Genomic DNA, 23,678 nt, shown 5'->3' on the forward strand with positions numbered 1-23,678 from the left:
GCGCAGTCTAGTGGCGAACCTACCACCAGCCCCGCGATACCGGCGCCGGAGCCGGTGTCCACAGGCCCGGCTCGCCGTATTCCGGTGCGCCGTCGACGCGCGCCGCCCGGCGAACGGGCCGACGCGGCGAGTCGTACTCGTCGTACCGGTCGCTCGGCTGCACGTCCGAGTAGCGGCGGGGGCGCACAGCCTCGCGGCGGGGCGCCGCATGCGCATGAGCCACCGGCACGGCCTCGGGTTTACGGCGGGCTTTCTCCTCCGGGAGTTTGGCGATCGCCGGTCCGCCGCCGCCGGGCAGGCCGAGCGCCGCGCGCATCGGTGCATCGTAGCCGTAGAGATCGGGCAGCGTGCGGAACGTACCGCCATCGTCCACGTAGGCGGTGAAATAGGCGAGGTGCACCGGCAGCTTGGCCGGCAGCCGGAGCGTGCGCTCGCCCTTGCCGATCAGCTTCTTGAGCCGCGCCTCGGACCAGTCCGGCAGCACCGCGTCGGCAAGACGGAACGGGTCGTCGACGCGGACGCAGCCATGGCTGAAATCGCGCTTGGCTGCCGAGAACAGCGACCGGTTCGGCGTATCGTGCAGGTAGACCGCATGCTGGTTGGGGAACATGAATTTGATGAAGCCCAGCGCGTTGCGCTCGCCCGGGGGCTGGCGCAACGAGACGTGCCCACTATGGCGCACCACCTCGTAGCCACCCCAGGTCTTGCCGCTGTAGCCCGCGAGCTTCGGCGCCATGGTCTTCAGGATCGAGGGCGGCACGTACCAGGATGGGTTGACCACCGCATATTCCATGAGCCCCGAGAACAAGGGCGTGCGCGATTCCGGCTTGCCGACGATGACCCGAGCCTCATCGCGCAAGCTCCCGCCGCGATAGGCGCGCAGGCGGTATTCCGGGATGTTGACCAGGATGTAGTCCGAGCCGAGATCCCCCGGCAGCCAGCGCCAGCGCTCCATGTTGACGATCAGCTCGGCTTCGCTGCCACTCGCGCGCGCTGGGCGGCCTGCATCCGCCAGGGCCAGCACGGTCTGGACGTTGAGCACGCCGTTGCCGGGCAGACCACGACCGCGCTGGAATTTCGCCATCGCATCCGCCACCGTCGCATCGTATTCCTCCGGTTCGCCGGGGCCACGATCGAGGGTGCCGACCGGACGGGTTTCGAGGCCGAAATGTGCGCGTAGCAGCGGCACACGGGCATCACGCATACCGACCCGCAAGGCAGGCCCCGGTGGCAAGCGCAGGGGCTTCACGGCCGCAGGCGCAGGTCCGCGCGAGCTCGCAAGACGCGCCTTGAGGGCCTGGTAGCCAGTCGTGGATGGATTGTAGCTCTGGAGCGCGTCGCCGGCCTTGGATCCTGCATCGGTGAGCTTGGACAGCACCGCGTCGGCGTTCGGCAGATCGAGCTGCGGCGTGATCAGCCGGGAGATTGACGCAAGGTTGATGCGACCACCCCGAGCGTCCCGGGCATAAAGCAGGGCCGCCGCGGAAAAACGCAGGTCGGCATCGGCCACCGCCTTATCGTCGGGTTTCTCGGCCAAGTTCGGAATTGTGTAGGCGCGGGCGTCGAGCCCGTCCTCTCCGGCTGCGGCCAAGCGCGCTGAGACCGACTTTGCACCCTCGGTCCAGGCACCGTCCGCGATCCACAGCGGCTTGTAGGCATGAGCCTCGTAGAAGGCGCGTATGCCGTCGCGCTCTTTGCTCGTGAGCCGCGGGAGCAGCGGCGCGGTGTCGGCCAGCCGGGACACAATTGCAGCGCCGAGCGGATCGGTGGGAACGACCGGGGTGGTGACGACCGGAGCCGGAGCGGGCTCGGCCGAAGGCGCCTCGGGCTTGTAATCCGGCAAGCCGGTCGAGACCGGGTCGGATCCGGCTGGAACCGGTTGGGGGGGTGGTGCGGGGTCAGTCGGATTCATAGGCGCGCCGAGCGGCGCCGGATCGAGCGCCGCCATTTCGGCGCTGAGCGCGCCAGCCGAAGCCAGCGTTCCGGTCATCAGGGCGGCCAGCGCGACGAGGCTGGAGCGCGGGACGCGCATCGTAATCTCCCAAGACACGGCGGCAGGGCCGCACGCTCTGATTGTGATTATCCGCTCAAGCGTGGCGTTGAGCAACTGCAGTCTTCGTCCGACAAAGTTCAGTTCTGATCAAACGAGATCTTAGAAGATCACTGTACGATAGGTCCTTGATGGGCCGGCGCCTGCGCGGTCGCCGGGCCGCAAAGTTGTCCCGAAGATTGTGCCGTCTGGAACGGCACGGTGCGCCAGCACACCAGGGCTGCCTTCAAGCCGCATCCTCGGCTTTGTCGTCGCCCTCCAAACCGAGGTCCTTCAGCTTGCGATAAAGCGTGGATCGGCCGATCCCGAGGCGGCGCGACACTTCCGACATGCGCTGCCTGTAGAATTGCAGGGCGAAGCGAATGATCTCCGTCTCCAGCACCTCCATGGTCTTCATCTCGCCGGTCTCCTCCGTGACCAGCGACATGGCGTGCGGATCACGAACCTCGACCCGGACGATCTCGCGGACGGGCTCCGGCGCGTAGGCCGGCATCTGCGGCTGGGTGGGGGCGGCCGGGATCCGGACATCGAAGCCCTCGACCTGGGCGGCGATCTGCGGGAACTCGGCGACCGTCAGTTCGTCGCAATCGGCGAGCACCACCGCACGGAACAGCGCATTCTCAAGCTGGCGAACGTTGCCCGGCCAGGGATAGCGGGTGAGCAATGCCATCGCCTCAGGAGCGATCGCCCGCACCCGTTTGCCTTCCTCGGCAGAGAACCGAGCGCAGAACGAGCGTACCAGATCCGGGATATCCTCCCGGCGGGCACGCAGGGGCGGCAGCGTCATCGGAAAGACGTTGAGCCGGTAATAGAGATCCTCGCGGAACTTGCCCTGCTTCACGAGGTCGAGGAGCGAGCGGTTCGTGGCCGAGACGAGGCGGATATCGACCCGTACCGAGCGTTTGCCGCCCACGGGATCGACCTCGCCTTCTTGGAGCGCGCGCAGCAGCTTCACCTGGGCGTCGAGGGGCAATTCGCCGATCTCGTCGAGGAACAGGGTGCCGCCCGAGGCCTCGACGAACTTACCGGCATGCTTCTCGGTGGCACCGGTGAACGCCCCCTTCTCGTGGCCGAACAGGGTCGATTCGACCAAGTTCTCCGGAATCGCCCCGCAATTGACGGTGACGAACGGCTTGCCACGCCTGTCGCCCGAGCCCTGGATCGCCCGGGCCAGCACTTCCTTGCCGACACCGGATTCACCCTCGATCAGTACCGGGATATTGGATTTGGCCGCTCGCTCGGCGAGGCGGATCACCCGCTCCATGTCGGGGCTCTTGGATGTGAGGTCCTTGAAGGTCAGCGCCCCGGAGGCGCGGCGGCGCATGCGGCGCACCTCCTCCTCGAGCACGTCGACCCGCAGGGCGTTCTTGATCGAGACCTGCAGGCGCTCGGCACCTGCCGGCTTGACCACGAAGTCGACGGCGCCCGCCCGCATCGCATTGACGACCGCATCGATCGAGCCGTTGGAGGTCTGGACGATCACGGGTGTATCAAGCCCGCTGCTGCGCATCTCGGCGAGCACGCCGAGGCCGTCCAGCCCCGGCATCACCAGATCGAGGAGCACCACGTCCGCGCCCTCGGTTTTCAATACGGTCAGCGCATCGGCGCCCGTCTCGACAACCCGTGCGTGGAAACCGAACCGACGCACCGCTGCTTCGGCCAGGCGCCGCTGGACGGGATCGTCGTCCACGATGAGAACGGTGGTGGACATGGCGGCTCCCTGCGCGGCGCGTCAGACCAATCACGGCGCGGGACCGGCCCGCGTCGCACCGTCTGAGTCGGCGAGTGTTTCGTTTCGAACCGGAGGGTGCCGGACAGACGTAAAGTCGCCCTTAACGACGTTTGCCGCGTGGGCGCGTTGTGCCGAACGCGATGCCGCGGCCACCCACGTTGAACGCGTGGCCGCGCGCTCGATATCAAGGTACTGGCCTTCGACCCCCTACGAGGATTGCGAGACATGATGCCGAGCCCCACCGCGACGCCGGTGAACGTCCGATTGCCAGAGGGCGTGAGCGCCGCTCGCGCCGCCGCCAAGGCCGTCGACCTCGGTCATCTGCCGGAATGGGACCTATCTGACCTGTATTCCGGCATGGACGCGCCGGAATTTTCGGCTGACATGACCCGGGCCGAGGAGGAGTGCCGCCGCTTTTCGAAGACTTATGCGGGCCACATCGACACATTGGCTGCAGCCGCAGACGCCTCCGAGCGCCTCGCCGAGGCGGTCCGGGGTTATGAGGGCATCGAGGAGTTGCTCGGCAAGTTGATGTCGTTCGCCGGTCTGATCTATTCCGGGGACACCACCGACGAGGCACGGGCCAAGTTCTACGGCGATACCCGGGAGCGCCTGACTGATGCTTCGGCCGATCTTCTGTTCTTTGCACTCGAGCTGAACCGGGTCGAGGATGCGGTGATGGATGCGGCGATGTCCAAGGGGCCGCTCACCCATTACGCCCCGTGGATCGAGGACCTGCGCCGGGAGAAGCCGCACCAGCTCGACGATCGCACCGAGAAGCTGTTCCTGGAGAAGTCGGTCACCGCGAACGCCGCATGGGACCGGCTTTTCAACGAGACGATTGCTGGCCTCCGTTTCACCGTCCAGGGCGAGCAGATGCCGCTGGAGCCGACCCTCAATAAACTTCAGGACACGGACGGGGCGGTCCGCAAGGAGGCGGCCGGGGCGATCAGCGAGGTTCTACGGACCAATCTCCGGGTGTTCACGTTGATCACCAACACCCTGGCCAAGGACAAGGAGATCTCCGACCGCTGGCGTGGCTTCAAGGACGTCGCGGACGCACGCCACCTCGCCAACCGCGTCGAGCCGGAAGTCGTGGCGGCGTTGGTGGACGCTGTGCAAGAGGCCTATCCGCGGCTCTCGCACCGCTACTACAGACTGAAGGCCAAGTGGTTCGGGCAGAATGCGCTGCCCTATTGGGACCGCAACGCGCCACTGCCGAAGGTCGAGCAGCGCACGATCCCCTGGACGGAAGCATGCGACACCGTTCTATCAGCGTACGACGCCTTCTCGCCCAAGATGGCCGGGATCGCGAAGCGCTTCTTCGACGAGCGTTGGATCGATGCACCAACGCGGCCCGGCAAGGCGCCGGGTGCCTTCGCACATCCAACTGTGCCCTCAGTCCACCCCTACGTGCTGGTGAACTACCAAGGTAAGCCGCGGGATGTGATGACCCTCGCCCACGAGCTGGGCCACGGGGTCCACCAAGTGCTCGCCGGTCCGAACGGGGCACTCATGGCATCGACGCCCCTGACGCTGGCTGAGACCGCCAGCGTGTTCGGTGAGATGCTGACCTTCCGCAAACTGCTGGCCGCCACCACGGATACCACCCAGCGTCGGGCGATGCTCGCCGCCAAGGTCGAGGACATGATCAACACCGTGGTGCGCCAGATCGCGTTCTACTCGTTCGAGCGGAAGGTCCACCTGGCCCGAGCGAAAGGCGAGCTGACCAGCGACCAGATCAACGCCCTGTGGCTTTCGGTTCAGGCCGAATCCCTGGGGCCGGCGATCACGCTTGATGCTGGCTACGAGCCGTTCTGGGCCTACATCCCACACTTCATCCATTCGCCGTTTTACGTCTACGCCTACGCATTCGGCGACTGCCTGGTGAACTCTCTCTATGGGGTCTACGCCCAGGCGGAATCGGGCTTCGTGGAGCGCTACTTCGCGCTGCTCTCGGCCGGTGGCTCGAAGCCCTATGGTGAGTTGCTCGCACCGTTCGGGCTCGACGCGAAGGATCCGGGCTTTTGGCAGATCGGCCTCGGAATGATCGAGGGGATGATCATCGAGCTGGAGGGGATGGAGGGCCCGGCCTAACGTGCTTCGGAGCCGGATCACGTTCCTGGGGCTCATTGATATTGATTTCGTCGCCGACGAAGCCGAAGCGGTGGTGATGATACGTGGCTTCGCCGCGAGCGAGATCGATGAGTCCGGCCTCACCTGCTGGATCGGGGACAATTGGCCGGCTGGCTGAGCCGCCGCGGCGCAGCGACCCGGCGGGCTGGTGCGGGGTACCGAAACGCTTATGTCCGGCCCAGCACCGAGGAAGATCCTGGACCATGGCCGAGACCGATCGCGAAGCCAATCGCTTCTCCGCCCGCGCGGGCCGCTATGCCAGCGTCGGCGCCAATGTCGGCGGCGTCGCCGCTCGGATGGCCATGTCCCGGTTGTTCGGCAAGGAGGGCACGACTAGCGCCGCCGCGCTCGCGCAGGCCCTCGGCGGCCTCAAGGGTCCGATCATGAAGGTGGCGCAACTGCTCGCCACCATCCCCGACCTTCTGCCGCCGGAATACGCCGCCGAACTCCAGAAGCTCCAAGCCGACGCGCCACCGATGGGCGCGGCTTTCGTCAAGCGGCGGATGCAGTCGGAGCTGGGGGCTGGCTGGCAGGACAGATTCGGCAGCTTCGACCTGAAGCCCGCTGCCGCAGCCTCGCTCGGGCAGGTGCATCGTGCCACTGCGAAGGACGGCGAACGGCTCGCTTGCAAGCTGCAATACCCGGACATGCAGTCGGCCGTAGAGGCCGACCTGAAGCAGCTCGAGATCGCCTTCGCGCTCCACCGCCGGATGAACAGCTGGCTCGACACCCGCGAAATTGCCAAGGAGATCGGCGCGCGGGTGCGCGAGGAGCTCGATTACGAACGGGAAGCCAAGCACGCACGCCTCTATGGCGAAGTACTCAAAGACATCGACGCTGTTCGCGTGCCGCGCGTGTTCACCGATCTGTCGACCAAGCGCTTGCTGACGTTGAGCTGGCTCGATGGCGGCAAAATCCTCGGCTTCGCGGAAGAGCCGGTCGAGATACGCAACCGTATCGCACAGGCAATGTTCAAGGCGTGGTGGCACCCGTTCAGCCGTGCCGCCGTGATCCATGGCGACCCCCATCTGGGCAATTACACGGTCTTCTCGGAGGGTGGCGAAGCGGCGGGTATCAACCTGCTCGATTACGGCTGCGTCCGCATCTTCCATCCCCGCTTCGTTGGGGGCGTCGTCGATCTGTATCGCGGCCTGTTGGAGGAGGATGGGGCGCGTATCGTCCACGCCTACGAGGTCTGGGGCTTCAAGAACCTCGATAAGGAAAAGATCGAGATCCTGAACATCTGGGCGCGGTTCATCTACGGACCACTCCTGGAGGACCGGACCCGGACCGTGGCCGACGGGGTCAAGCCCGGTGAATATGGCCGGCGGCAGGCCTTCCAGGTGCACCAGGCGCTGAAGGAGCGCGGCCCAGTGACCGTGCCGCAGGAATTCGTCTTCATGGATCGGGCCGCCGTCGGTCTCGGCGCGGTTTTCCTGCACCTCCGCTCGGAGCTGAACTACCACCGGTTGTTCGAGGCCGAGATCGAGCATTTTTCCCTGGATCAGCTCGGCGTACGCCAAGACCAGATCCTGGCCCAGGCCGGACTGCCGAGGCCGGCGTAAATTCGCGCACGGAAGTCCACCGAGAGGGCAATCAACTTGCGTGCGTCCGATTGCGGCAGGAAAACGCTTGAGCTACATCCCGGGGTGACCACAAGAAGTCGCATCTAAGGGAAACGAGCGCACGATGGCCGAGAGTGAGACGGTGGCCGGGCACACCTACAGCCCGGCGATGGACGCGAACACCCACGAGCAGACCTATCGCGGCTTCGTTCGCTTCGTCGAGATCGGCACGGGCGTCGTGATCTGCTGGGTGCTGGCCCTGGCCGTGGGCGGCATTCGGGAAGCTTGGCTGCTCGCGATTCTCAGCGTCATCGTATCGGGTGCCGCTGGCGCCGTCGGGGCCCTGGCCCCCGCCATTGGTTGGCGCGCCCCCCTCGTCGTTGGCATCCTCTTGTTCCTGTATCTCGCCTTCGCCTGAGGCTGAAGCATCGGCCGCTCGCGCGATAGGGCCGAGCGGTCGAACGACGCGTCGAAGTGTGGCTGCCGGGTCGGCACGCCGCGGGTTACATTCGCTCTTATTCCATCAGCGCAACCTTCTTTCGCGTCTCGAAAATCCGTGCCGGTTCGCGCATTCGAGAGGCCAAGCTTATACAGGGGAAGCCTCGCATGCGCATTGCTGTGCTGTCCGAGACGGACTCTGCGGAACCGCGGGTGGCCGCGGTCCCGGAGACCGTGAAGAAATTCAAGACGCTCGGCGCCGACATCACCGTGCAGGCGGGTGCCGGCCTGAAGGCCGGGATCCTTGATGCCGAATACGAGGCCGCCGGTGCCGAGATCGCCGGCAGCGCCTCCGACGCAGCGCGGGATGCCGATCTGGTCCTCAAGGTCCGCCGTCCGGCTGCCGAGGAGCTGTCGCTGTTCAAGCGCGGCGCCACGATCATCGCGATCATGGATCCCTACGGCAACGAGCCGGCGCTGCAGGCGATGGCCGATGCGGGCGTCTCGGGCTTCGCCATGGAGTTGATGCCACGGATCACCCGGGCGCAGGTGATGGACGTGTTGTCGTCGCAGGCGAACCTGGCCGGTTACCGGGCTGTGGTGGACGGCGCTGCCGAATACGGTCGGGCCATGCCGATGATGATGACCGCGGCTGGTACCGTGCCGGCCGCGCGCGTCTTCATCATGGGCGTCGGTGTCGCCGGCCTCCAAGCGATTGCCACCGCCCGACGCCTCGGCGCGGTCGTCACCGCCACCGACGTGCGCCCCGCCACCAAAGAACAGGTCGAATCCCTCGGCGCGAAGTTCGTCGCGGTCGAGGATGACGAGTTCAAGCAGGCTGAGACTGCAGGTGGCTACGCCAAGGAAATGTCGGCTGGCTATCAAGCCAAACAGGCCGAGTTGGTGAAGGGCCACATCGCCAAGCAGGACATCGTTATCACGACGGCGCTGATCCCCGGCCGTCCGGCCCCAAAGCTCGTCTCCGAGGAGATGGTCGCCTCGATGAAACCGGGCTCGGTCCTGATCGATCTCGCGGTCGAGCGCGGCGGCAACGTCGCTGGCGCCAAGCCGGGCGAGATCGTCGTGACCGACCGCGGCGTGAAAATCGTCGGCCACACCAACGTGCCGGGTCGCCTCGCAGCCACGGCGTCGAGCCTCTACGCGCGTAACCTCTACGCGTTCGCCGAGACCCTGATCGACAAAGAGAGCAAGGCGCTGGCGATCAAATGGGACGACGAACTGGTCAAGGCCACCAACCTGACCCGTGACGGCTCCGTGGTGCACGCCTCCTTCCAGTCGAAGACCGACGGCCCCGCCTCGGAAGCCGCGGCCGTGGGCCTCGCCAAGTCGGAGACCGGCAAGGCCGAGTCCGCCCCGCCTCCGTCGGGCGCGAACTGAAGATCGATCGAGAGGAGAAGCAGAATGGCAAACCTTGTCGTCCCTCCCGATCAGGCGGCTGATCAGACCCGCGTGCTGGCAGATGCGGCGCGCGCCGCAGCTGACGTGGCACGCAACGCGGCCGATCAGGCCCAGGCTATCGCGTCCGGCATGGGCCACGGGATCAGCGCGGCCACCGGCGGCGCCGTCGATCCGTTCATCTTCCAGTTCGCCATCTTCGTGCTGGCGATCTTCGTCGGCTACTACGTGGTCTGGTCGGTCACCCCGGCCCTGCACACGCCGCTGATGTCGGTAACCAACGCGATCTCGTCGGTGATCATCGTCGGCGCGATCCTCGCGGCCGGTGTGCCGCTCCTCGAGAAGGGCACCGGCTGGGCCCGGGCCTTCGGCTTCATCGGCATCGTGCTCGCCAGCGTGAATATCTTCGGGGGCTTCCTCGTCACCCAGCGCATGCTCGGCATGTACAAGAAGAAGGCCTGAGACGATGTCCCAGAACGTCTCCGCGCTTCTCTACATCGTTGCCGGCGTCCTGTTCATCATGGCGTTGCGGGGGCTCTCGCACCCGACCACGTCGCGGCAGGGCAACCTCTACGGCATGATCGGCATGGCGCTGGCCGTGCTCACCACCCTGGTCGGCCATCCGCCGGCCGGCTTCGGCGCCTGGATCCTGGTGATCCTCGGCATCGGCATCGGCGGCGGTGCCGGCGCGGTCATTGCCAAGCGTGTGCCGATGACGGCGATGCCGCAGCTCGTGGCAGCCTTCCACTCGTTGGTGGGCCTCGCTGCCGTGGCGGGCGCCGCGGCGACGCTCTACGCGCCGCAGGCGGTCGGCATCCTCGAGAACGGCCACATCCACAAGCAGTCGCTGTTCGAGATGGCGTTGGGCGCAGCGATCGGCGCGATCACCTTCACCGGCTCGGTCATCGCCTTCGCCAAGCTTGACGGTCGGATGTCCGGCAAGCCAATCATGCTGCCGCAGCGTCACCTCATCAACATCGGCTTGGCCGTGGCGTTGGTGGTGCTGATCGCCCTGTTCATCGGCAACGAGAGCAAGGCGGTCTTTTGGCTGATCGTGCTGCTGTCCTTCGCGCTGGGCGGCCTGCTGATCATCCCGATCGGCGGCGCCGACATGCCCGTCGTCGTGTCGATGCTCAACTCCTACTCGGGCTGGGCGGCAGCCGGCATCGGTTTCACCCTGGGCAATCTTGCGCTGATCATCACCGGCTCGCTGGTGGGCTCGTCGGGCGCGATCCTGTCCTACATCATGTGCCACGCGATGAACCGGTCGTTCATCTCGGTCATCCTGGGCGGGTTCGGCGGCGACGCCGCCGCTGCGGCCGGCCCCGGCCAGGTCGAGACGCGCCCGGTCAAGCAGGGCTCGGCCGACGACGCCGCCTACATCATGAAGAACGCCGAGCGGGTGATCATCGTCCCGGGCTACGGCATGGCGGTGGCGCAGGCGCAGCACTCGTTGCGTGAGATGGCCGACATGCTGAAGAAGGAAGGCGTCGACGTGAAATACGCCATCCACCCGGTGGCAGGCCGCATGCCGGGCCACATGAACGTCCTGCTTGCCGAGGCGAACGTGCCGTACGACGAGGTGTTCGAGCTTGAGGACATCAACGGCGAGTTCCCGCAGGCCGATGTCGCCTTCGTGATCGGCGCCAACGACGTCACCAACCCGGCCGCCAAGACTGACAAGGCCTCGCCGATCTACGGGATGCCGATCTTGGACGTGGAGCGGGCCAAGACCGTTCTGTTCATCAAGCGCGGCATGGGCTCGGGCTATGCCGGCGTGGAGAACGAGGTGTTCTTCCGCGACAACACCATGATGCTGTTCGGTGACGCCAAGAAGGTGGTGGACAACATCCTCAAGGCGTTCTGAGACCAGCCGAAAAATCGGATGGGGCAGGGGGCGGGCAGCGATGCCCGCCCTTTTGTTTTGTCGGACCCGCGTCGAGCACCGTCGTTGTTGCCGTAGCGCCCGCGATTCTGCCGCCGACCCGGTGTAGAGTGCCGCCCGTGTCCGCCGCCGCCGCCTCGTTGCTCGCCGATCCGCCGCCGTTTCTGGGCGTCGCCGCCTCCGTGACCGGCCGGCGCTGGCAGGAGCGCTGTGCCGGCATGGCGGTGCAGAATCAGATCGCCAAGATGGTCCAGGCGCACGGCCTGCCGGAATTGCTGGCGCGCGTGCTGGCCGGCCGGCAGGTGGCGCCGGACGAGGCGGCCCGCCATCTGGCGCCGCGCCTGCGCGATCTGATGCCGGATCCGGACGCGCTGCTCGACATGGATGCGGCGGTGCGCCGGCTGGTCCGCGCGATCCGCCGCGGGGAGGTGGTCGCGGTGTTCGGCGATTACGACGTCGACGGCGCGGCCAGCGCCGCGATGCTCGCTGGCTATCTCCGTCAGCTCGGCCTCCGGGCCCCGATCCACATCCCCGATCGGATCACCGAGGGCTACGGCCCCAACATCGCGGCGATCACCGCTTTGGCGGCCGAGGGCGCGACCCTGCTGGTCTGCGTCGATTGCGGCACCAGCGGTCACGAACCGCTGGAGGAGGCCGAGAAGCTGGGGCTCGACGTGATCGTTCTCGATCACCACGCGGCCGCCGAGCTTTTGCCCCCGGCCCAGGCCGTGGTGAATCCCAATCGGCTCGACGACCTGTCGGGCCTGGGCCATCTCTGCGCCGCGGGCGTCGTGTTCCTCACTCTGGCTGCCCTCAACCGCACTTTGCGCCGGGAGGGCTTTTTCGGGCCGGATCGCCGGGAGCCGCCCTTAACCGACGCCCTCGACCTCGTCGCCCTGGCGACGGTGGCCGACGTGGTGCCGCTGATCGGCCTGAACCGCGCCTTCGTGACTCAAGGCCTCACGGTGATGCGCCACCGCGGACGCACCGGTCTGGCCGCCCTGCTCGACGCCGCTTCGCTCAGCGAGCCCCCCGAGGCGTGGCATCTAGGCTTCGTGCTCGGGCCGCGGATCAATGCGGGCGGGCGGATCGGCGATTCGGCCCTCGGCGCGCGGCTGCTCACCACGGCAGACCCGGTCGAGGCGACCCGGATCGCGGCCGATCTCGACCGTCTCAACCGCGAGCGCCAAGCGATCGAGGCCCATGCCGTGTCCGAGGCCGAGGCCGAGATGGACCGCGCCCTGACCCTCGACCCCGCCCGGGCGGTTCTGGTGACCGGCAATGCCGAATGGCATCCCGGCATCGTCGGGCTGATCGCGGCACGCCTCAAGGAGCGGTTCAATCGACCCGCCTTCGCCTTTGCGATCCGGCCGGATGGCAGCGCCACCGGCTCCGGTCGCTCGATCCCTGGGGCCGATCTCGGCCTCGCCGTCCGCGCCGGCGTCGAGGCCGGGCTCGCCAGTAAGGGAGGCGGCCACGCCATGGCCGCAGGCGTCACCCTGCGGGCGGACGACATTCCTCGGTTCGAGACGCACCTGGCCGCATTGCTCGGCGCCAGCGTCGCGGTCTCACGGGCGGCAGACGCGTTGATGATCGACGGCAGCCTCAGCGCCGGCGGGGCCACAGCCGAGACCGTCCGCCTTCTGCAGAGGGCCGGCCCGTTCGGGCAGGGTGCGCCAGAGCCGGTCTTCGCACTCGGCCGTCATCGTCTGGTCGATGCCGCGGTGGTCGGTTCGAGCCATGTCCGCGCACGGCTGCGCAGCCGTGACGGTCAGGCCGTCGGCGCAATCTGCTTCCGAGCGGCGGAACGTCCGCTTGGTCAGGCCCTGCTGCGGGGCATCGGCCAAGAGATGCATGTGGCCGGGACGCTGTCCTGCGACCGCTGGCGTGGGGCCGAGCGGGCCCAGCTGCGGATCATTGATCTGGCTCCTGCCGAGACCTGACCGCGCGCTCAGCCGCCGGCCATCACAAGCGCCCAGAACCGCTTGTAGCGGGTGTTCGGTGCATCGACCCGGGCGATGCCGATCCGGCGGATCTGCGGGAGCAGCATGTTTTTGTTGTGCTCGGGGCTGGCCTTCCAGCGGGCGAGCACCTGCTCGAAGGTCTCCGACCCCGCACTGAGATTCTCCGCTGCCCAGGCCTTCGCCAGACCGGCTGATGCCATGCGGGACGTGAAGCTGCCGCCGACATCGTGGCTCAGCTGACCGTGACGCGCATTGTTTCCGGCCTGAAAGGCGGCGGCCTTCACCAGGCCGTTGTCAACGCTGACCGGGCTCAGGCCGTGCTGGACCCGGTAGGCCGAGATCGCGGCCGCAGCGGCGACCTCATCCAGGATTGCGGTATGGGTCGCGTTCTCCACGCTGGGTTCGGGTGTGAAAGACAGGCCGCCGCAACCGGCAAGCAACAGTGATAGACCAGCAGCGATGGCGAGGGAAAATTTCGACACGGGGGCCAGCGATTCTCGGAGGGGTGCGCTTCCCTCAAGCGCGGTTGCGGCGAAAGCGCGGCGCATGACGAAGGTCCGGATCGCCCGCGCCAAACCGTGGCGCGAAGGCCACGGCGATCATGCGGCGAGCGCGTCGCCCCCGAGCATGACGGGTGCGAACACGCGCAGAAGATCGGGATCGAGATGGCCGGACCCGTCGACCATGATCGCCAGGGCCTCAGCTGGGCTGGCGGGTTTCCGATAGGCTCGGCGCTCGGTCAACGCCGAGAACACATCGCAGATCGCCACGATCCGGACCAGATCGGAGATCGCTGTGCCTCGGAGCCTGTTCGGATAGCCAGTACCGTCGAGGCGCTCGTGGTGGTGTAGGACGACTTCGATCACCTCGTCCTCGAACGTCCCCTGGGCTCGCAGAAGATCGGCGCCGATCACCGGATGGCGCTGCATCAGCCGCAATTCCTCCGGGTCAAGATGGCCGGGTTTGTTCAGAATCTCGCTTGGGATGCGCGACTTGCCGATATCGTGAAGGAGGGCGGCGCGTACCAGTCGCGCGAGATCGATGCGGCTCAGCCCAATCTGCGCACCGAAGCTCGCGGCATGACCGGCCACGCCCAGCGTGTGCTGATAGACGCCGATATCGTGGCGCCAGACTTCAGCGAGCCAATCCGTGATGCCGCTTTCCGAGATGGCTGTGAGCACCAACTCGGTCCCGCGCTCGACATCGGCGCGCTGCAACCCCGCTCCGAGCGCCGCGCTATCGAACAGTTCGGACACGATCGCAGTCGCATCCGAGACCCGTCCGACGAGTTTCTGCCGACGCGTCTCGACCGAGCGCGTCACTGCCTCGATCATGGCGAAGACATTCGCCAGAATAACCTGCCGCGGCGCGGCCGCAGGCAGCTGGCGCATATGAGGCAAGGGCTTGGCGGGCTCACCGCGGACCAGGACCAGGCGTGGTACCGGGCGCCCCCGAAAGGTCAAAGCCGGCTCCAGCGCTTCCACCTGAGATGGCGGCAGATCCAGAATGATCAAAAGTGGACGTCCGGGCGGGACCGAGCTTCCGGCAGCGACCGCCCGGCAATCCATCACCAGAGCGATGGCACGCTCGAGGGCGGTCCGTTCCGACGGGCGATCCGAGATCAGCAGGACGAACGGACCATCCGCCGTCCGCGAAGAGGTGCCGAGGGCCAACGCGGTTGCTCCCTCGCCCGCATGGTCAACGATCCCTTGACTCTAGCGGAAACCTTTGAGGAAATCGTTAACCCTACGCACTCTGCCAGCGTATAGACGCCGGATACTCTGTGTTCAGGCAAGGCTGACGGCACCGTCCTGACGGACCGTCTGGGTGGCGGTCTTGCCGGCATCGGATGCCGGGCTCAGGACGTCGGCCAGCTTGACAGCCAGCAGGGCCTGGCATGCGGCGAGGGCGACGAACACGACGACGAAGCTGGCGAACATCGGGGAACTCCGGAATGGCGCGGCAACACACTTTATGGTGCGACGCAATAGATGCCATACCGCATCGCAAACTGGCATGCCAAATACCGAATGCCATCCATGCTGGAAATGCATGCTTAAAAAGGGGATTAAAAACCCAGCCTTGATGCTGCCGCAGCATGCACAGGTCCGACTGCCTGATAAGGAGAACGTTACCAAGCGCGGCTGTTATATTGCGCTGCAGTCAGATCGCCTTCAGCTGTTTGTTTGGAGGCAGGTAAACGACTGCCTGAACAGCAGCCGCATGCCACGCAGTGTGTGAAGGCCACCGACGTACCGACCGACGTCGATCGAATCTCTCAGATCGTTCTATGCCGAGAACTCAGTCCAGATAATCGCCATAGGTGTCCACGTGCTGTGCCAAGCCGAGGCCATGTTCCCGTACGATGCGCTCCGCCATGTCCGCGTCCCGGGCTTCGAGCGCGGCGATAATCGCGACGTGCTCGCGGATCGACCTCTCCGCCCGATCGCCCTGTCGAAGCGCAGTGCTGCGAATCCCGCGCACATGCATCAGCAGGTTACTGGTCAGCTCAGCGATCGGCTCGCAATGACCCAGCGCGATAATCCGCTGGTGGAAGCGAATATTGGCATCCGAGTATTCGTCGATATGCTCTGCCGGCTGTCCCTCGTAGAACTCTGGAAATGATTCGCGGAGGGACCGAAGCTGCGCATCGGTGGCGCTGGCGCAGGCCAGGCGGGCCGCCATACTCTCGAGCGCGGTCCACGCATGGATCATCCCGACAATTTCGCGCTTGTTCTTCTTAATGACGAAGACACCTCGGCGCGCCTCGGAGCGGACGAACCCTTCCTGCTCCAGAACGGTAAGTGCCTCGCGGACGGGCGTACGGCTGACGCCTAGATCCTGCGACAGCTTCCGCTCGTCGAGCCGCACCTCATCGGCCCGCCCGTAGATGTCCATGTTGGTGATAGCAGTCTTGAGCGCTTCATAAGCCAAGGTCCGTAGACTGGAGCTGGCGACGATCGGTTTAACGCTCAACGGTTCAGAGTTCGACATGCCTCGTCCAGTCGGCCCATGCTCGTCATTTTCTCGCACGTGTTCTGCGTCGTGCGCTCTTTCACCGAACTAGCGCAAACCTTTGACCGATCCTAGCTGATTGCAAGCCGACTCCATAGAGCGCTCACTCGCCGTGACACGGCGCAACCCCGACATCGCGGCCGAAACTGGAACGGTAATGCCATATTCCATGGCTACGTTTCATCCACGTCGGTAATCCTGCGGCAAAATCATGTATTTTTATGCCGGATCGATTGACAGATCCGCCCGACCTCCGCACCATTCTTCTGGCATATCGTAGACCAGAGATATGCCGAGGAGACCTTTCGGCAGTGGAAGCCGGCGCCGTCGAGACTTCATTTGTCCGTCAGACAAGAATTTTTCAAAGCACGCCCCTCGCTTTGTACTGCCACGGGCGGCTCCGTCGGGTCATAAACACAGCCGGCGATCGCGAGAAAATAATAAATCCAATCTGGAGGGAAGCGTATGTCCGAGATCAGCAAACCGGTCGGGCGGGGCCGATGGCTGCAGCTCGCGTTCGGCGTCGTCTGCATGTGCATGATCGCCAACATGCAGTACGGCTGGACGTTCTTCGTGAACCCGATGCAGGAGCGGCATGGTTGGGATCGCGCGGCGATCCAGATCGCCTTCACGCTGTTCGTCGTCACCGAAACCTGGCTCGTGCCGATCGAAGGCTGGTTCGTCGATAAGTACGGTCCCCGGATTGTCACCCTGTTCGGCGGCCTGCTCTGCGGCATAGCCTGGGTGATGAACTCCTACGCGGAGACGCTCACGATGCTGTACGTGGCCGCGGCCATCGGCGGCACGGGTGCTGGCGCGGTCTACGGGACTTGCGTCGGCAATTCCCTCAAGTGGTTCCCCGACCGCCGCGGCCTCGCCGCCGGCATCACCGCGATGGGTTTCGGCGCCGGCTCGGCCCTCACGGTCGTGCCGATCGAGGCGATGATCAAGTCCCAGGGCTACGAGGCCGCGTTCTTCTACTTCGGCATCGGCCAGGGCCTGATCGTGATGCTGATCGCCCTGTTCCTACGCTCGCCTGCCAAGGGCCAGGTCCCAGATGTGGCCCGGGTCAGCCAGTCCAAGCGCGACTTCAAGCCGGGCGAAATGGTGCGCACCCCGATCTTCTGGGTGATGTACGCGATGTTCGTCATGATGGCCGCCGGCGGCCTGATGGCGACCGCGCAGCTCGGGCCCATCGCCAAGGACTTCAAGATCGCCGACGTGCCGGTCTCGCTGCTTGGGATCACGCTGCCGGCGCTCACCTTCGCGGCGACGCTGGACCGGGTGCTTAACGGCGTCACACGGCCGTTCTTCGGCTGGGTCTCGGACCATATCGGCCGCGAGAACACGATGTTCATCTCCTTTGCGATCGAAGGCCTAGGCATCTATGCGCTGAGCCAGTTCGGCGAGAACCCGATCGCCTTCGTGCTGCTCACCGGTCTCGTATTCTTCGCCTGGGGTGAGATCTACTCGCTGTTCCCGGCGACCTGCGGCGACACGTTCGGCTCCAAATACGCCGCGACCAATGCCGGCCTGCTCTACACGGCCAAGGGCACGGCGGCGCTGATCGTGCCCTATACCAGCGTGCTCACGACCATGACTGGCAGCTGGCACACGGTGTTCCTGGTGGCGGCCGGGCTCAACATCCTGGCGGCGTTCCTGGCCCTGTTCGTGCTCAAGCCGATGCGCGCGGCCTACACCAAGGCGCCGCAGGCGAACCTCGCACCGGTGCTCGCCCAGTAAGACAGCGGACCAAACGACAGGAGGCCCGGCGCCGGCTTTACGGCGCCGGGCCTTCGCGCGTACCCGGTACCGAGGTCATCCGAGGATCGGGCATGGATAGGGACGAGCGGATTGCACGCGAGAGCGTGGTGGCGGCGGCGCGGGACCTCGACGCGCAAGGGCTGAACCGCGGCACCTCGGGCAACGTCTCGGTACGCTTCCGCGACGGCATCCTGATCACGCCCTCGGGGCTTCCAACGGCGCGGATGAGCCCGGACGACATCGTGTCGTTGGCCTTCGACGGGACACACCCGGACGGGCTCAAGCCGTCCTCGGAATCGCGGTTCCACCGGGACATCCTCGCGGCGCGGCCTGAGATCGGCGCTGTCGTGCACGCCCACCCGATCCATTGCACAGCCTTCGCCCTGTGCGGGCGGGAGATCCCGGCGGTGCATTACATGATCGCGGCTTTCGGCGGACCGAACGTGCGCTGCGCGCCCTACGCGTCCTACGGCACGGCCGAGCTCTCGGAGCTGGCCCTGGCGGCGCTTAAGGACCGGAACGTCTGCCTGCTCGCCAACCACGGCATGATCGCCGCCGGCGCGACGATCGAGAAGGCCTTGTGGCTGGCGGTCGAGTTGGAGACGCTATGCTGGCAATACGCCGTGGCGCTCCAGGTCGGCGCCCCGAACATCCTATCCGACCACGAGATCAACAGCACGGTCGAGCGCTTCCGCGGCTACGGGCTGAACGCCGCCGACAAAGGCTGAAGCACGGCCCAGGCCGACTTACGCTGTTCACACATCGTCTTCGGTCAGGCGCGACGCGCTCTCCTCCCCCTTGTGGGGAGGGGAAAACCCGCGGTGTTTTCAGCACTGACTACCGATAGGCGTGTGTGAATCCACTCGGCTCAGCGGCCGAGGACTTGCCCGAGCGCGATGCCGCCGGAAGCCGCGAACTCGGAAGCTGCGATCTTCTTGCCGTCCTCGGGCTTCACCTTGCGGATCTCGATCCGCCCGCCCTGCGCGCAGACGCTGAACCCGTCCTCGTCCACGGCGATCACCTCGCCAGGCTTGCCCTTCACCTCGCCGAGGCGGCGGACCGGGTGCAGGCGCGCATCGAAGATCTGGAGCTTCTTGCCGTCAAGGGTCGTCCAGGCGCCGGGGGCCGGGTTGGCGGCGCGGATCAGATTGTAGATCTGGTCGGCATGGGCCGACCAGCGGATCTCGGCTTCCGCGGCGCGGAACCAGCCCTCGTAGCTCGCCGCGTCCTCGTCCTGATCGACCTCGACATGCTCGCCGGCGACCACGAGGTCGGCTGCCTCCAGCATCGCATCGACGCCCATCGGGAACAGGTTGTTGAAGTAGATGTCGCCGAGCGTCGCGTCGCCGCCGATCTCGCAGGTCTTCTGCAGGATCACCGGCCCCTCATCGAGGCCGTCGGTGGGGCGGAAGATCGTGAGCCCGGTCTGCAGGTCGCCCTTGGCGATCGGCCAGTTGATCGAGGATGGGCCGCGATAGCGCGGCAACAGGCTCGGGTGGTACTGGATCGTGCCGTGCTTCGGGATGGTGACGAAGCTCTGCGGCGCGAATTGCAGCACGTAGGCCATGATGCCGATATCGGCGTCGAGGCCGCGCATCGCCGCCTCGGCCTCCGGGCTCTTCAGGCTTGGGAACTGGAAGACAGGCAGGTCCTTTTCCAGTGCCGCGGTCTTGAGCACGTCGGGCTTGGCCCCGGGCTTCTCAGGCGCGCAGAAGACGCCCGCGACGGTGTCCCCGCGCTTCAAGAAGGCTTCCAGGACGGCCTTGCCGAAATCCTGCTGACCGATGACGGCGATGCGCATGGGAAATCCCTGGCGTCGTCCGGCCCCGACACGGGGCGGGAGTTTTTTCGAATGTGATGATGGTGGCGTGCCGCTGGGCGGCGATCCCGGGCGAATGGCCCGGGATCGCCGGCCGTTCTCATTCCGCGGCGATCTTCTGCACGCCGCCGATGGCGCCGGACCCGGCGATCTCCTCGACCTCTTCGGCCGAGTATTTCAGCACGTCGCGGAGAATCTCATCGTTGTGCTCGCCGAGTAGGGGCGAGCGCACCACCTCGGTCGGGCTGGCCGACAGCTTGATCGGGTTGCCCACCGACAGGTAGCGGCCGCGGGTCGGATGATCGACCTCGACAATGGTGCCGGTCGCGCGCAGAGCCTCGTCGGCGGCGATCTCTTTCATGGACAGGATCGGGCCGCACGGGATGTCGTGGCCGTTGAGGATGTCCATGGCCTCGAACTTGGACATCTTCATCGTCCAGGCTTCGATGCGCGTGAAGATCTCGTTGAGATGCGGCAGGCGCGCCTTCGGGGAGGCGTAGTTCGGGTCGGTCTTCCAGCCCGGCTCGCCGATGATGTCGCAGATCGGGTCCCAGACCGCAGCCTGCGTGATCACGTAGATGTAGGCGTTCGGGTCCTGCTCCCAGCCCTTGCAGCGCAGGATCCGGCCCGGCTGGCCGCCGCCGGAATCGTTGCCAGCCCGCGGGGTTGCGTCGCCGAACGGGATGCCCTCGCCGAACTGGCTGTATTCCTTAAGCGGACCGTGCTCGAGGCGCTGCTGATCGCGCAGCTTCACCCGGCACAGGTTGAGCACGCCGTCCTGCATGGCGCAGTCGACCTTCTGGCCGAGGCCAGTCTGGGTCCGGTGGTAGAGCGCCGTGACGATGCCGAGCGCGAGGTGCAGGCCGGTGCCGGAATCGCCGATCTGGGCGCCGGTCACCATCGGGATGCCGTCCCGGAACCCGGTTGTGGAGGCCGAGCCGCCGGCGCATTGCGCGACGTTCTCGTAGACCTTGCACTCCTCGTAGCGGCCCGGCCCGAAGCCTTTGACCGAGGCGAGGATCATGCGCGGGTTCTTGGCGTGGATCTTCTCCCAGGTCAGACCCATCCGGGCCAGCGCCCCGGGCGCAAAATTCTCGACGAGGACGTCGCATTCCTCGATCAGACGCCAGAGCACTTCCTTGCCCTTCGGGTTTTTCGAATCGAGCGTGAGCGAGCGCTTGTTGTGGTTCAGCATCGTGAAATACAGGCTGTCCACATCCGGGAGATCCTGCAGCTGCTGGCGGGTGGCGTCGCCGACCCCCGGCCGCTCGACCTTGATCACGTCGGCCCCGAACCAGGCGAGGAGCTGGGTACAGGTCGGGCCGGATTGAACGTGGGTGAAGTCCAGGATGCGGACGCCTTCGAGGGCCTTGCTCATGATCGGTCTCGGATCTCGGGTCGGGTTTCGGGATGCGGCGGCGGGACGGGGTTCAGACCCGTCTCACGACCGCCGTGTCGTCGCGGAGGCTGCGCGGCGATTCTGGAAACACGCGCCTGGTGTCTTCGGACGGACCATGCCGACACTCCCTCCCGATGCGCGGTCCCGTCGAATCGCGGTTCCGTCACGCTAGCCCGGTCTGGCGGGCCTTCCTGCTTGTATACCACATGCCATCTGCGCGAGGCGAGTAGAAAGAAGCACACGCGAAGGTAGGGTAGAACGTCTGTGCTTAGACCCAAGAGTTTCAAGTCTCAACGCGATCGCACAAGTGCAACGTGGGAACCGGACGTCGCCCCCTTGGCATACGTCTCAAGGCGGTTCATCATTCCGCCAAAATCGATCGGCCGCGCCGTGGTCGATTGCGTAACAACGCTGAACGAGGAACGCCCATGCTCGCCAGCACCAGCCTGATCAAGTCGTCCTGGATTGCCGTCGATGTCGATCGCGACCGGGCGGAGCGTGTGCTCGTGGTCGAGACGTACATCGCCGTCAGCCTGCTCGAGCCGAATTTCGACGCCGCGCAGTACGATCGCGTCCTGTGTTGCGTGCAGAAGGTACTGAAGGCACATCCGGAAATCGATCGGGCCTCGATCCTCAGCATGCACCGCGGCTCCGGCTGTACGGCCCTGTTCCGCGAGCCGCCGGCGGAGGTGGCGCGGCCGGCCGCGGCCTGACGGTTGGTTCGACTCAATTTTGGTGCGGCTGAGATGGGCCGCACAGCGACGGGCTTACGGGTTCTCCGGCTCGGGGCCGATCTGCGGGTTGTGTGATTCCAGCGCGACCCGGGCGGCGTGAAACCACCAGAGCGGGATGTCGCGATTGGCCTTGGTCAGTTCCGACGCCCAACCCTCCTTGGGCATCACCTCGGCCCGGTCGGCGAAGAGGCGCAAGGCGCTCTCAGCCCGTTCCCGCCGGCAGCGCTCGCGGATCGCGGTGCGTTCGGCTTCCGCCCGGGCATGAGTCTGCTCGATTAGGCGGCGGGTCGCCAATTCATCGGCATCAAACGCGAAACGCTGCCAGAACGCCTCCGCCTCCCGGGAAACGTCTCGCTCTCGCTGCGCCACGGACAGGGCAGCCTCGGCAGCCTCCTGGGCCGCTTCCGCAGCATGAACCCGCGCGAGCACGCGGTTGTTCGCCTCTAGGAGCTCGCGCTCACGTTCGGGCGCCATGCGCTGCCGACGCAGCACGCGCAACTCCTCGTCGCGCGCATTCCGGTCGTTCAGATCCGTGATCAGGCCGGCGAGGGGACCGGCGGCAAGGGCGTCAGCGCGTTGCAGATAGCGCTCGCGCAAGCCCGGATGGTGCATATCCAGCGCATCTCCATCCCAGGCCGGATGATCGGCGTTCTCGGTTCCGTCGTATTCGTAGAGCGTGCGGGCGAGGGCGCTGCGCAGGTCGTCGGCAGACGGAATCGCGGCGTGTTCGTTCATGACGCTACGCTGGCGGTGAGTAACGGGACGGCCATCAACGCGCTCGTGCAACCCAAGGACTCATGGGCACCTGACGATCCGGTGTTGTCGTTCCGAGATTCGTCTTCGGTATGCAACGGCCTAACCGCTCAGCGACGCAACAGGGTGAGGACGCTCGTCTCGCATAGTCGTTTCGGCGGACCGGTAAAGACAGCATCGCGGTTTTTACCGGGCGGCGGAATCTTCAGGTGCGCCTACATCGTCGCGAGCGAACCTGCCATTGCGGAGGATTGCGGTTCGAGCTTGGCACTGCACGCGAATTTCTGTGTGTTCGTCGGCAAAGACCGCCAGCTCCACGCGTTCCGTGGCCCGTCCAGCGGGGTCAAGCTTCGGATTTCCGGGCCATGCGCTCCAGCGCCTCGAACATCGGCTCCAGCGCGTCCACGTCGAGCTGGTGGAAGCCAAGGGTCCGGCCCATGATAACGCCCAGGATCGCGAAGAACAGGACGGAGCCCTCTCCAGGGCAGGCGCTGTTCATCGCCGCGAGCCGGTCGAGCTGGTCGGCGACGAAGGCCCGGTAATCGTTCAGGGCCTCGGGCGACTCGACCGAGGCCAGGAGCAGCGCGCGGGACGATTCTTCGTCGTCGCAATAATGCGACCGGACATGCGCCACCATGGCCATCGGCAGCTGCGCCGGTCCGGGCGGGATCTCGGCCTCGCAGGCGGCGATCTCCGTGCGCAGCTCCGAGAGCTTTCGCGCCACGAGGGCCAGGATCAGCGCGTCCTTGGAGGCGTAGTGATGCAGCACCCCGCCCTTGCTGAGACCTGCCTCGGTCGCAACGGCGTCGATGGTCAGCGCCCGTGCCCCCCCCTTGCGCAGGACCGCGTCGGCCGCCTCCAGAATGATCTCCGGCCGTTCCGCCAGCCGCTGCCGTTTCACGCGCATGGGTCACCGTTCTAGAAACCGACTGGACGGTATGTAAGCGATGAAGTAGGAACGCGTCACGTGGCCGGATCCCACTCCGCCGCGATGGTCGACCGCAAGAT

20 protein-coding genes are annotated in these 23,678 nt (G+C 66.0%); 10 read left to right on the top strand and 10 right to left on the bottom strand.

Features of this window, described 5'->3' with window-relative positions; translation table 11 throughout:
• Positions 1 to 19: 19 nt before the first annotated feature.
• Positions 20 to 2,032, bottom strand: a complete 2,013-nt coding sequence (locus tag MKK65_RS14315) for a murein L,D-transpeptidase (protein ID WP_243958399.1) — start codon at positions 2,030 to 2,032, stop codon at positions 20 to 22.
• Between the two features lie 244 nt (positions 2,033 to 2,276).
• On the bottom strand, positions 2,277 to 3,761 hold the full coding sequence (locus MKK65_RS14320) for a sigma-54-dependent transcriptional regulator (RefSeq protein ID WP_243958400.1): 1,485 nt from the start codon (positions 3,759 to 3,761) through the stop codon (positions 2,277 to 2,279).
• A 246-nt stretch (positions 3,762 to 4,007) separates the two neighbouring features.
• Here MKK65_RS14320 and MKK65_RS14325 point away from each other — a divergent pair, with 246 nt between their 5' ends.
• The 7 genes from MKK65_RS14325 (at position 4,008) to recJ (ending at position 13,165) form a co-directional block, all read left to right on the top strand.
• On the top strand, positions 4,008 to 5,879 hold the full coding sequence (locus tag MKK65_RS14325) for a M3 family oligoendopeptidase (RefSeq protein WP_243958401.1): 1,872 nt from the start codon (positions 4,008 to 4,010) through the stop codon (positions 5,877 to 5,879).
• Between the two features lie 242 nt (positions 5,880 to 6,121).
• Positions 6,122 to 7,483: an ABC1 kinase family protein gene (locus MKK65_RS14330; protein WP_243958402.1), complete on the top strand. Its 1,362-nt coding sequence runs from the start codon at positions 6,122 to 6,124 to the stop codon at positions 7,481 to 7,483.
• Between the two features lie 124 nt (positions 7,484 to 7,607).
• Positions 7,608 to 7,901, top strand: coding sequence for an aa3-type cytochrome c oxidase subunit IV (locus MKK65_RS14335; protein ID WP_058194404.1), 294 nt, complete (start codon positions 7,608 to 7,610; stop codon positions 7,899 to 7,901).
• 188 nt (positions 7,902 to 8,089) lie between these two features.
• Complete coding sequence (locus MKK65_RS14340; RefSeq protein ID WP_243958403.1) at positions 8,090 to 9,319, top strand: Re/Si-specific NAD(P)(+) transhydrogenase subunit alpha; 1,230 nt, start codon at positions 8,090 to 8,092, stop codon at positions 9,317 to 9,319.
• Positions 9,320 to 9,343: 24 nt separating this feature from the next.
• A complete protein-coding gene (locus MKK65_RS14345; RefSeq protein ID WP_058194406.1) occupies positions 9,344 to 9,799 on the top strand; it encodes a proton-translocating transhydrogenase family protein in 456 nt (151 codons plus the stop codon).
• Positions 9,800 to 9,803: 4 nt separating this feature from the next.
• Positions 9,804 to 11,204 carry an NAD(P)(+) transhydrogenase (Re/Si-specific) subunit beta gene (locus tag MKK65_RS14350; RefSeq protein ID WP_243958404.1) on the top strand — a complete coding sequence of 467 codons (1,401 nt, stop codon included), beginning with the start codon at positions 9,804 to 9,806 and terminating at the stop codon, positions 11,202 to 11,204.
• Between the two features lie 236 nt (positions 11,205 to 11,440).
• Positions 11,441 to 13,165, top strand: a complete 1,725-nt coding sequence (gene recJ / locus MKK65_RS14355; protein WP_243958566.1) for a single-stranded-DNA-specific exonuclease RecJ — start codon at positions 11,441 to 11,443, stop codon at positions 13,163 to 13,165.
• 8 nt (positions 13,166 to 13,173) lie between these two features.
• On the opposite strand, the gene MKK65_RS14360 is transcribed toward recJ, so the two are convergent.
• From MKK65_RS14360 to MKK65_RS14375, 4 genes are all read right to left on the bottom strand, one after another.
• Entirely contained in the window at positions 13,174 to 13,668 is a 495-nt protein-coding gene (locus MKK65_RS14360; protein ID WP_243958406.1) for a CAP domain-containing protein, read from the bottom strand.
• Positions 13,669 to 13,785: 117 nt separating this feature from the next.
• Entirely contained in the window at positions 13,786 to 14,859 is a 1,074-nt protein-coding gene (locus MKK65_RS14365) for an HD-GYP domain-containing protein (RefSeq protein WP_243958408.1), read from the bottom strand.
• Positions 14,860 to 14,973: 114 nt separating this feature from the next.
• Complete coding sequence (locus MKK65_RS14370) at positions 14,974 to 15,126, bottom strand: hypothetical protein (protein ID WP_243958410.1); 153 nt, start codon at positions 15,124 to 15,126, stop codon at positions 14,974 to 14,976.
• Positions 15,127 to 15,487: 361 nt separating this feature from the next.
• Positions 15,488 to 16,180 carry a GntR family transcriptional regulator gene (locus tag MKK65_RS14375; protein WP_243958412.1) on the bottom strand — a complete coding sequence of 231 codons (693 nt, stop codon included), beginning with the start codon at positions 16,178 to 16,180 and terminating at the stop codon, positions 15,488 to 15,490.
• Positions 16,181 to 16,666: 486 nt separating this feature from the next.
• Between MKK65_RS14375 and oxlT the strand changes: the two genes are divergently transcribed.
• Together oxlT and MKK65_RS14385 are read left to right on the top strand one after the other, a co-directional pair.
• Positions 16,667 to 17,944: an oxalate/formate MFS antiporter gene (gene oxlT / locus MKK65_RS14380; protein ID WP_243958414.1), complete on the top strand. Its 1,278-nt coding sequence runs from the start codon at positions 16,667 to 16,669 to the stop codon at positions 17,942 to 17,944.
• A gap of 92 nt (positions 17,945 to 18,036) precedes the next feature.
• Positions 18,037 to 18,693, top strand: coding sequence for a class II aldolase/adducin family protein (locus tag MKK65_RS14385; protein ID WP_243958415.1), 657 nt, complete (start codon positions 18,037 to 18,039; stop codon positions 18,691 to 18,693).
• 140 nt (positions 18,694 to 18,833) lie between these two features.
• Here MKK65_RS14385 and MKK65_RS14390 read toward each other — a convergent pair whose 3' ends face one another.
• Together MKK65_RS14390 and frc are read right to left on the bottom strand one after the other, a co-directional pair.
• Positions 18,834 to 19,766 carry a methionyl-tRNA formyltransferase gene (locus MKK65_RS14390; RefSeq protein ID WP_243958417.1) on the bottom strand — a complete coding sequence of 311 codons (933 nt, stop codon included), beginning with the start codon at positions 19,764 to 19,766 and terminating at the stop codon, positions 18,834 to 18,836.
• A 118-nt stretch (positions 19,767 to 19,884) separates the two neighbouring features.
• Positions 19,885 to 21,162 carry a formyl-CoA transferase gene (frc, locus tag MKK65_RS14395; RefSeq protein WP_243958419.1) on the bottom strand — a complete coding sequence of 426 codons (1,278 nt, stop codon included), beginning with the start codon at positions 21,160 to 21,162 and terminating at the stop codon, positions 19,885 to 19,887.
• A 449-nt stretch (positions 21,163 to 21,611) separates the two neighbouring features.
• Between frc and MKK65_RS14400 the strand changes: the two genes are divergently transcribed.
• Entirely contained in the window at positions 21,612 to 21,896 is a 285-nt protein-coding gene (locus MKK65_RS14400; RefSeq protein WP_243958421.1) for a hypothetical protein, read from the top strand.
• Positions 21,897 to 21,950: 54 nt separating this feature from the next.
• On the opposite strand, the gene MKK65_RS14405 is transcribed toward MKK65_RS14400, so the two are convergent.
• Both MKK65_RS14405 and MKK65_RS14410 read right to left on the bottom strand, forming a co-directional pair.
• Positions 21,951 to 22,652 (bottom strand): hypothetical protein, encoded by a 702-nt coding sequence (locus tag MKK65_RS14405; RefSeq protein WP_243958423.1) that lies wholly within the window; start codon positions 22,650 to 22,652, stop codon positions 21,951 to 21,953.
• A 361-nt stretch (positions 22,653 to 23,013) separates the two neighbouring features.
• Entirely contained in the window at positions 23,014 to 23,577 is a 564-nt protein-coding gene (locus MKK65_RS14410; protein WP_243958425.1) for a TetR/AcrR family transcriptional regulator, read from the bottom strand.
• Between the last annotated feature and the right edge of the window lie 101 nt (positions 23,578 to 23,678).

Origin of the sequence: Methylobacterium sp. J-001 (assembly GCF_022829565.1) — a bacterium.
Lineage (GTDB): Bacteria > Pseudomonadota > Alphaproteobacteria > Rhizobiales > Beijerinckiaceae > Methylobacterium.